General features: G+C 63.3%; 12 protein-coding genes. 2 read left to right on the top strand and 10 right to left on the bottom strand.

What is annotated here, in order from left to right:
• Positions 1-150 precede the first annotated feature (150 nt).
• From VN004_RS11910 to VN004_RS11885, 6 genes are all read right to left on the bottom strand, one after another.
• Positions 151-660: a hypothetical protein gene (locus VN004_RS11910; RefSeq protein ID WP_325610234.1), complete on the bottom strand. Its 510-nt coding sequence runs from the start codon at positions 658-660 to the stop codon at positions 151-153.
• A 98-nt stretch (positions 661-758) separates the two neighbouring features.
• Positions 759-1,121 (bottom strand): hypothetical protein, encoded by a 363-nt coding sequence (locus VN004_RS11905; RefSeq protein ID WP_325610232.1) that lies wholly within the window; start codon positions 1,119-1,121, stop codon positions 759-761.
• A gap of 177 nt (positions 1,122-1,298) precedes the next feature.
• Positions 1,299-1,625 (bottom strand): hypothetical protein, encoded by a 327-nt coding sequence (locus VN004_RS11900; protein ID WP_325610230.1) that lies wholly within the window; start codon positions 1,623-1,625, stop codon positions 1,299-1,301.
• Positions 1,622-1,930 (bottom strand): hypothetical protein, encoded by a 309-nt coding sequence (locus VN004_RS11895; protein ID WP_325610228.1) that lies wholly within the window; start codon positions 1,928-1,930, stop codon positions 1,622-1,624. Before VN004_RS11895 ends, VN004_RS11900 begins: the two co-directional genes overlap by 4 nt.
• A gap of 178 nt (positions 1,931-2,108) precedes the next feature.
• Positions 2,109-4,079 (bottom strand): sodium:solute symporter family protein, encoded by a 1,971-nt coding sequence (locus VN004_RS11890; RefSeq protein WP_325610226.1) that lies wholly within the window; start codon positions 4,077-4,079, stop codon positions 2,109-2,111.
• A 14-nt stretch (positions 4,080-4,093) separates the two neighbouring features.
• On the bottom strand, positions 4,094-4,375 hold the full coding sequence (locus tag VN004_RS11885) for a DUF4212 domain-containing protein (protein WP_325610224.1): 282 nt from the start codon (positions 4,373-4,375) through the stop codon (positions 4,094-4,096).
• Between the two features lie 313 nt (positions 4,376-4,688).
• On the opposite strand from VN004_RS11885, the gene VN004_RS11880 reads away from it, so the two are divergent.
• Both VN004_RS11880 and VN004_RS11875 read left to right on the top strand, forming a co-directional pair.
• The gene (locus VN004_RS11880; RefSeq protein WP_325610222.1) at positions 4,689-5,303 is read left to right on the top strand and encodes a hypothetical protein; all 615 of its coding nucleotides are present in this window, start codon (positions 4,689-4,691) and stop codon (positions 5,301-5,303) included.
• Positions 5,304-5,323: 20 nt separating this feature from the next.
• The gene (locus VN004_RS11875; protein ID WP_325610220.1) at positions 5,324-7,459 is read left to right on the top strand and encodes a DUF294 nucleotidyltransferase-like domain-containing protein; all 2,136 of its coding nucleotides are present in this window, start codon (positions 5,324-5,326) and stop codon (positions 7,457-7,459) included.
• A 26-nt stretch (positions 7,460-7,485) separates the two neighbouring features.
• Here the strand turns inward: VN004_RS11875 and VN004_RS11870 are convergent, their stop codons facing one another.
• The 4 genes from VN004_RS11870 to VN004_RS11855 form a co-directional block, all read right to left on the bottom strand.
• Entirely contained in the window at positions 7,486-8,376 is an 891-nt protein-coding gene (locus VN004_RS11870) for an ABC transporter permease (RefSeq protein ID WP_325610218.1), read from the bottom strand.
• Positions 8,377-8,378: 2 nt separating this feature from the next.
• Positions 8,379-9,335: an ABC transporter permease gene (locus VN004_RS11865; protein ID WP_325610215.1), complete on the bottom strand. Its 957-nt coding sequence runs from the start codon at positions 9,333-9,335 to the stop codon at positions 8,379-8,381.
• A gap of 63 nt (positions 9,336-9,398) precedes the next feature.
• Entirely contained in the window at positions 9,399-11,012 is a 1,614-nt protein-coding gene (locus VN004_RS11860) for an ABC transporter substrate-binding protein (RefSeq protein WP_325610213.1), read from the bottom strand.
• An 86-nt stretch (positions 11,013-11,098) separates the two neighbouring features.
• Positions 11,099-12,672: ABC transporter ATP-binding protein (locus tag VN004_RS11855; protein WP_325610212.1), on the bottom strand; the 1,574-nt coding region annotated here is incomplete at its 5' end.

The raw sequence follows: 12,672 nt of genomic DNA, 5'->3' as shown, positions 1-12,672 counted from the left end.
GGCTCACGCCAACATGCTCCCGGCCAAGGCCGTCCTGCCATGTGCTACCGCCATGAAGATCACGGACCTGGCAGGGGCGCCGCCATCCGCCCAGGCTTAACAGGGCCGACCTGCCACCGGCTTCGCATCCTCGCGCCGGGCGTGCCCCGCTCAGGGAAAGACCTGATACCGGATCGACGGGACGGGACGTCGCGGCTCCGGCGCCAGGGTGCTCTCCATCGCCAAAGGCGGTGGCGGCTTTTGGGTTCGAACCGCGGCCGGGCGGGACGGCGGGGCGGCATTGTCCCGGGCGAGGGTGGATTGCGCGCCGAACAGCGAGAATGCCAAGGCCAGCACCCACATCACGACCGAGATCAGCGCAGTCCACATCGCGAAGGTGAGGTAGGTATCGCGCAGGATCGTGGAACTGGCCCATTGCGCGTAGGCTTCGGGGGGCCGGAAATTCTTGTCGATATACAGCCACATCTCGGTGCGGCGATAATCCTTGGTGAGCGCCTCGCGCGCCTTGAGAACGAGCACGAACGCCATGATGGTGGTGAGAAATCCCCCCGCCTGAAAGGCCAGCCGGGGGTTGAACGACATCCCGGTCATCACGCAGAAAATACCGAGAGAGGCAAAGCCGCAGGCGCGCAACACGGTTTCGTACGCAACCCGGCGCATGTGCTCCATTGTCGCCCTCTCGGAATGGGGACCGTCAGATTAACAAAGCGGCGCCATGGTTGCCGCTCACGAAGCGGTGTGTGCGGTGCCGCAACCTCTCATGCCCATGAACTGAGCAGGCCAAGTCCGAACATCAGCGCGGCGATGCCGGACGCGTTCTTGGCTGCGGCCAGCAGCATGGTTTCGAGCCGTTCGCAGGCCGCCGTGCGGACATTCTCACCGATCGGCCGTTGCTCCGGCTCCATGACCTGCCACGGCTCCGAAGCCACCAGCCTGTCCTCGTTCAGGAAGAAGGCCCGGACCAGCATCGTGCCTGCGAAGAACATGGCGACCGAGCCACCCAGGACCAGGGCCATCGGAGGATTGAAGCTGTACGCCACCATCAGGATCGCGCCGGCGAAGGCCGAAACGGCGGCGTCGCGAGCGATCGTGAAAAATGCAAACCGCGCAAAGGTATCCATGCGGGGCTCCTTGAAGAACGTTAAAGTGTGTCCCCCAACTCTGGTTTTCAAAGACAGAACAGCCGGCCTCCCGCGCTGGACGGGAACGCCTCGCCATTAAGCTGGTTCCCGAATCCGGCAGGAAAAGGCCTGAGCCGCAAATTTCGGCGAAAGCACTGAAAAGTGAGAAGACTGGCTTTACAGGCCGAATTTCAGGAAGTTTCCGATCGCCGGGATCGACAGGATCGCGGTGCCGGCGAGCCAGATCCACAGCGACGTCACGGTCGAATCGTCCTTTGCGCCAATAAAGCGCTCGTACAGGGCCGCCGGGATTCCCCCGAGGATCACCGTCGCCGTGGATAGCATCAGCGAGGAGAAATAGGCGATCGCGGCCGTCGATTCGAACAGCGGAGCGGCCATGAGGTAGATCGAGATCTGGAAAACGATGACGAAGAACGGATTGAAAATGCCGTTGATCATCCCGAAGAAGGCGATGCCGATATAGTAAAAGCTGCGCTCGTTCATTGTCCGCCACCAATCTTCAGCAGGCCGGTGGCGAAGAACATCACGAACAACAGAACACGCAGCCAGAACATCCAGACGAAGCCGAACAGCCACAGAACCACCGGCGCCGTCGCATTCGGCGTCACCACACGGATGACCTTCAGGAACGGATCGGTGATCGCGCAAAAGGCGCGCCAGATGTAATTCTTCGATTCCGGATCGACGAAGAGCCCGAGCAGCGCACGGCCGAGCATGGTGTACATCACCACGGCCAGAACGAAATTGGGCAGGTTGAAAAACCAGAGGCTCCAGAACGATTGCTGCACGCGATCCAGCCTTGCCGTTAGCGTCCCGTGGCTCCGAAGGAAGCCGGACGCGCTTTTAACCCAGCCTCACGCGTTTTGCATCGCTTTCGCGAAGTGCGGGGGCTCCGTCATGACCGCAAAAGAAAACGGGGCCCGGATGACCCGGACCCCGCCTTGTTTGACGCCTTCTTGAAGAGGCTTAGTCCTTTTCCTGCAGCACGGTGCGGCCGCGCGGCTTGCGGATTTCGTCGACGAAGGCCTGCATTTCCTTCGACGGCTCCTTGCCCATCAACGACACCACATAGATCAGCAGGAAGCCGACCGGCATGCCGATGAGACCGGCCGCGATGTTGTTGATCCCGAACCAGCCGACGCGGCTTGCCATCGGGTGGGTTGCCGGGACCCAGCTGTCCATCGCATTGGGTGCCGCCATCGCCTTGGTCAGATCGACCAGCGGATTGCCGGCCGGATTGGGCAGGGACGTCATGGCGAGATACTTCACGCCGAAGCCGGGGAAGTACCGGCTGACCACGAGGTATCCCAGCGCGATGCCGAAGCCGCCGATGATGCCGGCGATGGCGCCTGCTGTCGTGGCCCGCTTCCACCAGATGCCCATGACGAGCGCCGGGAAGTTGCCGGCCATCGCGAGCGAGAAGGCCCAGCCGACCATCGCGAGAATGTCGGCAGGCTTTGTCGCCGCAGTAGCCGCGGCACACACCGCGACGAGCACCAGCAGGATGCGAGCAACTGTCAGCCGCTTCACCGTCGGCGCGTTCGGATCGATCATCTTGTAATAGATGTCGTGCGAGAGCGCGTTGGCGATGGCGAGCAGCAGACCGTCCGCGGTCGAGAGCGCGGCGGCGAGACCGCCGGCGGCGACCAGACCCGAGATCACATACGGCAATCCCGCGATCTCCGGTGTGGAGAGAACGATCACGTCCGTATTGATCGAGAAGTCCTGGAAGCGCACGACCTGCGTGCCCGCCGCCTTACAGGCGTCGATCACGGCCTGGAGGCTGGCAGCATCCTTGCCGCAGACCTTGATCAGACCGAGCTCGCCCCAGGTGAACATCCATGGGCGGATCTCCGTCACGTTGCGGCCGATGATGTTGGTGTAAACCTCCAGTTTCGAGAACGCCGCATAGGCCGGCGCCGAGAAGTACAGGAGGAAGATGAAGAACAGCGACCACGCCACCGACTGACGGGCTTCACGCACCGAGGGGGTGGTGAAGTAACGCATCAGGATGTGCGGCAGCGAAGCGGTGCCCACCATCATGCAGAAGATGATCGCGAAGAAGTTGAGCGGCGTGTAGTTGAGCCACGGCTGGATATGGGGCTTCAGCGCGCCCGCGGCCGCCAGGCCGTCCTTCACCATCGCTGCTTCGCGAGCGGTGATGTCGGCAATCGCCTGACCGTAGGTCAGCTGCGGGATCGGGAGCCCGTACTTCTGCGTGGACAGGATCACGATCGGGGTGAGGTACGCTACGATCAGCACAATGTACTGAGCGATCTGCGTCCAGGTCACCGCCCGCATGCCGCCCAGCATCGAGCAGAGCAGGATGCCGGCGAGGCCCACGAACACCGCGACCTCGAAGTTCATGCCGAGGAAGCGGGAGGCGATGATGCCGGTGCCGTAGATCTGCGCCGTCACGTAAGTGAAGGAGCAGCACACCAGCACGATCACGGCGAGGAAGCGGGCGAAGTTGCCGCCGAACCGGAAGGACATGAAGTCCGGAACGGTATAGGCGCCGAACTTGCGCAGATACGGGCCGACCAGCACCGAGACGAGCACGTAGCCGCCGGTCCAGCCGAGCACCCAGGCAAGGCCGTCATAGCCGAGCAGGAACAGCGTGCCGGCCATGCCGACGAACGAAGCCGCCGACATCCAGTCCGCGCCGGTGGCCATGCCGTTGTAGAGCGCCGGAACGCGGCGGCCTGCGACGTAATATTCGGAGACCTGCGCCGTACGCGAGAGCACGCCGATGATCGCGTAGACCGCAATGGTGAAGAACACGAACAGATAACCGAGGACTCTGTTCGGTACCCCGACCTGCTCGAGGATTGCCAGAAACACGACGAAGGCAAGGAATCCGCCGGTATACATACCGTAGATCTTGCCGAGATTATTGATGAAGTCGTTGCCGCCAGAGGTTTGAGCGGGAGTAGCCATGTGTTTGTTCTCCCTCAATCGTCTTCAGCAACGCCGAATTCGCGGTCGATCTTGTCCTGCTGCTTCGCGAATACGAAGAGCTGGACCACGAACGCGATCAGCGAGCCTTGCGCGGCCATGTAGAAGCCGAGTGGGAAGCCGGCGATGACGATCTTGTTCAACACCGGCGCGAACATGTGGATGATGTATCCGAAGAAGAACCAGATCGCGAGATGGATCCACATGAGGTTGGTCGTCTTGCGCCAATGAGCCTGGTCATTGGCAGACGTCGAAGACGTTGTTGTCTGCTGTGACATCGGTCGGTTGCCCTCCCATTTGAATAAGCCGGAAGCGCGCGCATCCGGATTGCTTGTTCGGGGAGAGCCGGCTGACCCGGCCGGCATATGCGGCACCTCCCCAGTTTGCCGCTGTCTGACACGCAATCTTTCTGTCGCGCTTGCAGAACAATACGGAAAATTAACATTGCGCACGCCACGGGCCTTATAAGACTTTCGGCCAAAACGCGGCTTTTACCCTCTGAATTTGCTAGTCTTTCGTCGAACGAGCGCGTTCGCATCTGCGAGATACGCAACCGCGATGCAGCGAATGATGCGCTTCACGAGGTGAGGAATGGGGCTGCTGGATTTTTTGCTGCGCCGCAAAGCGAAGATCGATACGCCGGGTGCGCTCGCGGACTTCATCGATCAGCAGGCGGCGTTTCTGGCGCAGAAGGGCATCTACGATTATTCGCGCGCCCGCGCCGGGCATTTCGCCAAGATCATGCTGGCCGATGAAGGCTTTCAGCGTGCGCTCAATCGCGCGCGATGGCGGGCCTTTCCTCTGGGACTGGCGATGGTCGGCGAGACCATCGAAGCAACGCTCGCGCCGCATGCCGGCGGCGATCGCCGCAGCGAGATCGATGCGGTCCGGGACCTCGTGCTGTCGGTCCACGATCGCTATCCGCGGCCGCCCGAACTGACGGATGAGGAATGGGCGAGCGGGCGCGCCGATCTGGCGCTTCATCTCGACCGGCTATCGACGCATCCGCCGAAGCGGATCATCGACATCCCGGTGCCGTTTGCCGACCGCTATTTCGAGATGATGCCGTTCGACAAGCCGTTCCTGACACCCGATGCCCCGACGGCGCGCGGCTTCATGCAGCTCCAGCTCGTCAAGGTCCACGAGGAATTGACCAGCCGCATGGATCCGGCGGAGATGATCAGGCAGCTGCGACGCGATCACTAGCATCCGCAAGGGATCGCGCCATGGCCATCGTGACCAATGCGACGCCGTTGATCTCCCTCGATGCGGTTGCGATCGATACCGAAACGACGGGGCTCGATCCGCGCAAGTCCTGCATTGTCGAAATCGGCGCGGTGAAGGTGGTCGGCGGCCGCGTCGATCCGAGCCAGACCTTCCGCCGCCTGGTGCGGCCTCCGGTGCCGATCCCTCCGGCATCGACGGAGATCCACCACATCGACGACAGCGCCGTGGCCGATGCGCCGGACTTCGCGAGCGTCTGGCCGGACTTCGTTGCGTTCGCCGGCGACGCCGTTTTCATCGGCCACACGCTGGGTTTCGATTTCTCCATCATCCAGCGCGAATGCGCGCGCAGCGGGATCGACTGGAAGCGGCCGCCAGCCCTCGACACGCAGCTGCTGATGCTGGTGGCGGAGCCGAATGTCGGCGGCCTGTCGCTCGAGCAGCTCGCCGACTGGCTTGGTGTCGAGGTTGCCGACCGCCATTCGGCTCTTGGCGATGCGATCACCACAGGCCGCATCTTCAATGCGCTCATTCCGCTCTTGCGCGACCGGGGCATCCGGACCCTTGCGGAGGCCAGGCAAGCGTGCCGCGCCTTCACCGACATTCTCGACAGGCAGCATCGCGCGGGCTGGGCCGAGGTTGCCGATGCGCCGGTCCCCGAACAGCCGGGCGATTCGGTGGAGCGCTTCGATACCTACCCCTATCGCCGCCGCATCCGCGATGTGATGACGGTCCCGCCCCGATTCATTTCGGCGGAACGCAAGCTCGGCGATGCGCTGACGCAGATGATCGGGGACCGGATCTCCTCGCTGTTCGTGGCGCCGGACGACATCGTTCCCGACGCGCTATCGGCCGCTGCGGCGGGCATCGTGACCGAGCGCGATCTCCTGCGCGCCTTGGCAGGCGAGGGCGAAGGCGCGCTTCAACGCCGTGTCGCGCAATTCGCGAGCAGGCCCCTCATCAGCGTTCCGTCGGACGATTTCGTCTATCGCGGCATCGGCCGCATGACCCGGATGAAGATCCGGCATCTCGCGGTGACCGACGACCTCGGCCACATCGTCGGCGCGCTGTCGGCGCGCGACCTGTTGCGGCTGCGGACCGGGGCGGCAATTTCGCTCGGCGACGAGATCGACGAAGCCGAGACCGTCCCGGCGCTCGGCGCAGCCTGGGCGAAGCTGCCTTATGTCTGCTCAGCGCTGCTGGCCGAAGGCGTTGGCGCGCGCGACATTGCCGGGATCATTTCACGCGAGCTTGGCGCCCTGACGCGGCGGGCGGCGGTGATTGCCGAACGCCGGATGCGCGAGGCCGGGCAGGGCGGGCCACCCTGCGACTATGCCATGACGCTGCTCGGCTCGGGTGGCCGCGGCGAAAGCCTGCTCGCCATGGACCAGGACAACGCCATCGTTTTCGAGCACGGCGATCCCGGTGGCCCGGAGGATGCCTGGTTCGGCGCGCTCGGCAGCCATGTCGCCGACATCCTCAACGAGGTCGGCGTGCCCTATTGCCAGGGCGGTGTGATGGCGAGCAATCCGCAATGGCGCGGCTCGGTCCGCACCTGGCATAACCGCATCGCGGACTGGATCGGTCGCTCGCGGCCGGACGACCTTCTCTCCGTCGACATTTTTTTCGATATGCGCGGCGTCCATGGAAATCTCGCGCTGTCCGAGCGCCTGTGGCGGCATGGATTCGCAGTGGCGAACGGCGAGGTCGAGTTCGCCAAGCTGCTGGCCGAGGCGGCGGGCCGCCCGGAGAACGCGCTCGGCTTCTTCGGCGGCTTCCAGACGAAGCATGGCCGCGTCGATCTGAAGCGCGCCGGATTGTTCGGGATCGTGTCGAGCGCGCGTGTGCTGGCGATCCGGCACCACGTCGTCGAGCGGGCGACGCCGGCGCGCCTTCTCGGTGTGCGCGCACTCGGTCTTGGCGGCGAGAAGGATCTCGATGCGCTGGATGAGGCGCATGCTGCTTTTGTCGATTTCATCCTGGCGCAGCAGCTTGAAGACATCCAGGCGGGCAAGGCGCCGGCGAACACGGTTGCGGTGAAGCGGCTGTCGTCGCGGCAGCGCGAGCGACTGCAAACGGCCTTGCAGGCAGTCCGGCACCTTGATGAATTCACGCGGCAGATGCTGTTCCGGCATTGAACCGGATCAGGCGTCTCGCGCGCGCCCTACACCTTGAAGCGCGGATCGAGGAAGTCGCGCAAGCTGTCGCCGAACAAATTGAAGGCGAACACAGCCAGCGAGATCGCCGCGCCCGGAAACAGGATCATCCATGGCGCCTCGCGGTAGAAATCCGCCGCGTTGCCGGAGAGCATCAGACCCCAGGCCGCGGTCGGCTCGGCGACGCCGAGGCCGAGAAATGAGAGCGACGCTTCGGCAAGGATCGCCTGGGCGATGAAAGCCGTGAGCATGATCAGGTAAGGCGCGACCACATTCGGCGCCATGTGGCGGAAAATGATGCGGCTGTTGGAATAGCCCGCGGCTCTGGCGGCATCGACATAGGGCATCACCCGGACGCCGAGGGCCGCGGCACGAACGACGCGCGCCACGCGCGGGATGATCGGAATCGCGATGGCGAAGATCAGGTTGACGTCGACGCCGCCGATCACGAAGCGGCGCAGCGCGGCGACGACCACCAGAGCAAGGACGATCAGCGGGAAGGCGAGCAGGATATCCACGATCCGCTGGATGATGTTGTCGATCCGCCCGCCAAAATAGGCCGATGCGATGCCGAGAATGGCGCCGAGCGAGGAGCCGATGAACGAGGAGAAGAAGCCGATCACCAAGGCCGTGCGCGAGCCGTAGATCAGGCGCGAGCAGATGTCGCGGCCATAGGCGTCGGTGCCGCACCAATGCTCCCAGGACGGCGGCGACAGGATCGCGGCGAAATCGATCTGCAAGGGGTCGTAAGGCGCAACCCATTCCGAAAAGATGCCGGCGAACATCATCGCCGCGATGATGACGAACGAGATCGCGCCGAGCGGCTGCTGAAGCGTGAACTCTGCAATTGGACCGCGCGGCTTGCGGATACGCGGGGTTTCAAGCGTGACGACGGACATAATCAGCTACCGTAGCGGATGCGCGGATCGAACACCGCATAGAGCAGGTCGACGATGAGGTTCACAAACACGTAGAAGGCGGCGATCAGCATCACCATGCCCTGAATCAGCATGAAGTCGTTGCGCGCGACGCTCTGCACGAAGAGCTGGCCGATGCCGTTGAGGTTGAATACCTGTTCGGTGACCACGAGGCCGCCGATCAGGAAGGTGAATTCCAGGCCGATCACGGTGATCGCCGGCAGCAGCGCATTGCGCAGTGCGTGCCGCGAGATCACCAGCTTTTCGTAGACGCCCTTGGCGCGGGCGGTGCGGATATAGTCTTCGTTCAGAACCTCGAGCAGCGAGGAACGGATCATCCGGGCGACGACCGCGCAATAGCGGTAGCCCACCGCCAGCGCCGGCCAGATCAATTGCGTGAAGTTGGCCCAGGGGTCGACATAGAACGGCGTGAAGGTGATCGGCGGCAGCCAGTTGAAGAAGGCGAGCAGGCTCAGCATGATCAGCATGCCGAACCAGAAGGAGGGGATCGACAATCCGCCGATCGTCAGGATGCGGACCAGATAGTCGATCCAGGTGTCGCGGAACAGCGCCGCCAATGTTCCCATCGGTATTGCGAGCAGCACGGCGATGATCGTCGCCATGAGCGCGACCTGAAGGGACAGTTCGAGCCGAAGCGAAATCTCCTCCAGGACCGGCCGCTCGGTCCACATCGAGATGCCGAAATCGCCCTTCATCATGTTGACCATCCACTCACCGAATTGCGTGAGCAATGGCCGGTCGAGCCCGAGCCGTTTGCGTTCGGCCTCGACCACTTCCTGCGTGACGTTGCCGCCGTCGCCCCGCAGCTTCACTTCGACGATGTCGCCGGGCACCACGCGCAGCATGAAGAACACGAGCACCGCGACGCCGAGCAAGGTCGGGATCATCAGCAACACGCGGTTGACGGTGTAGCGAAGCATCAGCGGTATTCCGATCGAGGGTTGCCCTCTCCCGGTGCGGTGACCAGGAGAGGGCGGAACAGATCAGCTTTCGAGCCAGACGCCTTCGAGCTGCGCGCCGAGATTGTGGCTTGGCGACATTTGCCAGCCCCTCAGGTTCTTGTGCGTCAGCACGATGCGATGCCACCAGAACAGCGGCTGCTGATAGGCCTGTTCGAACAGGCGCTTCTCCAGCGCACGGATATGCGCCTTGCGCTTCTCGGGATCGCGTTCGCGCAACTGCATCTCGTAGAGCTTGTCGATCTCCTCGTCATTGGAGCGCGACATGTTCAGAGGGTTGTTCTTGCGCGACAGGAACTTGGTCATCGACAGCGTCGGATCGTCGTTGAACAGGTTCGAGAAGTCGATCCCCACCTCATAATTGCCGCTGTTCAGGGCGGCGATATAGGGTGCCGTGTCTGACTGTTTGTGTTCGGCGGTGACGCCGATCTGCCGCCACTGGTCGACGAGGAAAATGCCGGCCGGCGTGTAAGGCATCGCCAGGTTCCGGTTCCAGAGAACGAATTTCAGGTTCTCCTGTCCGGCTTCCTTGAGGAGCTTGCGTGCTTCCTCGCGCGACTTCTTGATGTCCCTGTTGAAGCCCGGGAGCTTGGCCAGTTCATCTTCGGGGGTCGCCAGAGGCGAGCCGGGACGGACCACGCCGCCGACCGAGCGCAGGGTCGAAATGCGCGACAGGCCTTTGCTTCCGCCCCAGCGGTCGATGGCCATGAGCAGGGCGCGGCGGACCCGCACGTCGTCAAATGGCGGCTTCTCGACGTTGAAGCAGACGAGAAGGTTCAGCGTCCAGCTCGATTCCTCAACCCGCAGCTTGTCGCCCATGGCGGATACGAGGCGATCGCGCTCCGCTGGAGAGACGCCACGGAATTCGCCAAGCACCTGGCCGCCCTGCAGCGCGTTCAGCATCGCCGCCGCCTGCAGCGTGAAGATGCCGCGGAACGTATCGAGATAGGGCAGATCCTTCTTGAAGTAATTCTCGTTGCGCTTGCCCGAGACGTGGCTTCCCTTCACGTGCTCGACAAAGACGAAGGGGCCGGTTCCGTTGACCTTGGTGCGTGGAAGCGCAGGGTTTTCGGCCAGATCCTTGGCGGAATAGATCACGTTCCATGGGCTCGCAAAGTGGTCGAGCATGGACGAGTTGGACGCCTTCATCTTGAAGACAACGGTGAGCGGGTCCGGCGTCTCGATGGTGTCGATATCGGAGAACGTCGCCTTGCGGTTCGACACCACGCCCTGCGGCGGATTGCGCAGCCGATCATAGGTCGCCTTGACGTCGGCGGAGGTGAGCGGCGTTCCGTCGTGGAATTTGACATTCGGCTTGAGCTTGAAGGTGTAGCTCATCTGGTCGGGCGCGACTTGCCACGACTCGGCGAGGTCGCCTTCGACGTCCGGGAACTTGTCGAGATTGTACCGCAGGAGGGTGGAGTAGAACGGCGCAACAAGATGCAGCGTCGCGTAGGTGTCGCTGGCATGCGGATCGTAATGCGGTGCCTCGGCGCTGATCGCGAAATTGAGATTACCGCCGCGCTTGGGCTTGTCGGCCTGGGCATAGGCACGGCTCAGATCGAAATTCATCCCGCCAAGTCCGAGCGCGAGTGCGCCGGCGGTTCCCTTGAGAGCTGCGCGTCTTGAAATTTTCATGGTTCCTCCCTTTCGCCGGCATTTTGCCGGTCGTCACTTGTCGTCCCACTTTGTCGTCAGCGTTAACCCGATTTCCTTTCCGTTGATCAGACCTTGATGCATGCCGCAAAGTGACCCGGCCGTTTCTCTTCCAGCGCCGGCACGACGTGCCGGCACTCCTCGCTTGCCATGGGGCAGCGGGTATTGAAAACGCAACCGGCTGGCGGCGACAAGTGCGACGGCAACTCGCCTTTGATCAGGCGGGGTTCGCGGCCTTTCTCCACGGTCGGATCGGGAATTGGCGCGGCGTCGAGCAGTACTTTGGTGTACGGATGCAGCGGCTCGCTGTAGATGGTGTCGCGATCGGCGACCTCCATCACGCGGCCGAAATACATGACGACGACGCGCATCGAGATGTGGCGCACCACGGCAAGATCGTGCGCGATGAACAGATAGGCGAGGCCGAGGCGCCGCTGCAGGTCCTCCAGCAGATTGATGATCTGGCCCTGGATCGACACGTCCAGCGCCGATACCGCCTCGTCGCAGACGATGAAGGAGGGTTCCATCGCGAGCGCCCGTGCGATGCCGACGCGCTGACGCTGTCCGCCCGACAGCTGATGGGGATAACGCGTCGCCATTTCCGGGCGCAGGCCGACCTGTTCGAGGAGCTGGGCGACCCGCTCCTGCTCCTGCTTGCGGCCGGGCACGAGCCGATAGACATGCAGAGGTTCGCAGATGATCTGGCCGACCGTCATGCGAGGATTGAGAGAGGAATAGGGGTCTTGAAAGATCACCTGGATCTTTCGGCGCATCGCCTTCATGTCGCCGCTCGATGCGGAGGCGAGATTGACGCGATCGAACACGATCTCGCCGCCGGTCGGTTCGTCCAGCTTCAGGATCAGGCGGCCGACGGTGGTCTTGCCGCAGCCCGATTCGCCGACGAGACCGAGCGTTTCGCCGGGAAAGATGTCGAAGGAGACATCCTGCACCGCGCGAACCGTGCCGCTGGCGCCGCGAAAGCCTCCGCGCACCTCGAAATGCTTGGTCAGATTGCGCACCGAAAGCAGCGGATCGCCGGTCTTGCCTTCGACGCGCGCCGTACCCGCCGCGGCCGCGGCCCAGGTCAGTTTCCCTTCGGCGATTTCGGCATAACGGTGGCATCGCGACAGCCCGCCGGTATCGGTGCGCAGCAGCGCGGGCTCGGTCTCGCAGATCGCGATCTTGTAGGGACAGCGCGGCGCGAAACGGCAGCCGGGCGGGGGCGACGCCGCGTTCGGCGGCAGGCCCTCAATGGTCTCCAGCTTGGCCCCCCTCGGCCGGTCGAGGCGCGGCACGGAGCGCAAAAGTCCCATGGAATAGGGGTGGCGCGGCCGGTGGAAGACGTCGTCGGCGTCGCCTTCCTCGACGAGCCGCGAGGCATACATCACGATGACCCGGTCGGCGTAGCGTGCCACGACGCCCAGGTTATGCGTGATGACGATCAGCGCAATATTCAGCCGGCGCGACAGGTCCTTCATCAGTTCGAGGATCTGCGCCTGGATGGTGACGTCGAGCGCAGTGGTCGGTTCGTCGGCGATGATCAGCTTCGGGTTGCAGGCGAGCCCGATGGCGATCATGACGCGCTGGCGCATGCCGCCGGAGAACTGGTGAGGATATTGCTCGAGCCGCCGTGCCGGATCCG

Origin of the sequence: Pseudorhodoplanes sp., from assembly GCF_035565855.1 — a bacterium.
In the GTDB taxonomy this organism is placed as follows: domain Bacteria; phylum Pseudomonadota; class Alphaproteobacteria; order Rhizobiales; family Xanthobacteraceae; genus Pseudorhodoplanes.
This window is presented reverse-complemented; position numbering and strand designations above follow the sequence as displayed.

Excerpts from the sequence above, each read along its gene's own strand:
- VN004_RS11910 (WP_325610234.1), bottom strand. The coding sequence starts at position 660 with ATGCGCCGGGTTGCGTACGAAACCGTGTTGCGCGCCTGCGGCTTTGCC.
- VN004_RS11905 (WP_325610232.1), bottom strand. The coding sequence starts at position 1,121 with ATGGATACCTTTGCGCGGTTTGCATTTTTCACGATCGCTCGCGACGCC.
- VN004_RS11900 (WP_325610230.1), bottom strand. The coding sequence starts at position 1,625 with ATGAACGAGCGCAGCTTTTACTATATCGGCATCGCCTTCTTCGGGATG.
- VN004_RS11890 (WP_325610226.1), bottom strand. The coding sequence starts at position 4,079 with ATGGCTACTCCCGCTCAAACCTCTGGCGGCAACGACTTCATCAATAAT.
- VN004_RS11885 (WP_325610224.1), bottom strand. The coding sequence starts at position 4,375 with ATGTCACAGCAGACAACAACGTCTTCGACGTCTGCCAATGACCAGGCT.
- VN004_RS11880 (WP_325610222.1), top strand. The coding sequence starts at position 4,689 with ATGGGGCTGCTGGATTTTTTGCTGCGCCGCAAAGCGAAGATCGATACG.
- VN004_RS11875 (WP_325610220.1), top strand. The coding sequence starts at position 5,324 with ATGGCCATCGTGACCAATGCGACGCCGTTGATCTCCCTCGATGCGGTT.
- VN004_RS11870 (WP_325610218.1), bottom strand. The coding sequence starts at position 8,376 with ATGTCCGTCGTCACGCTTGAAACCCCGCGTATCCGCAAGCCGCGCGGT.
- VN004_RS11865 (WP_325610215.1), bottom strand. The coding sequence starts at position 9,335 with ATGCTTCGCTACACCGTCAACCGCGTGTTGCTGATGATCCCGACCTTG.
- VN004_RS11860 (WP_325610213.1), bottom strand. The coding sequence starts at position 11,012 with ATGAAAATTTCAAGACGCGCAGCTCTCAAGGGAACCGCCGGCGCACTC.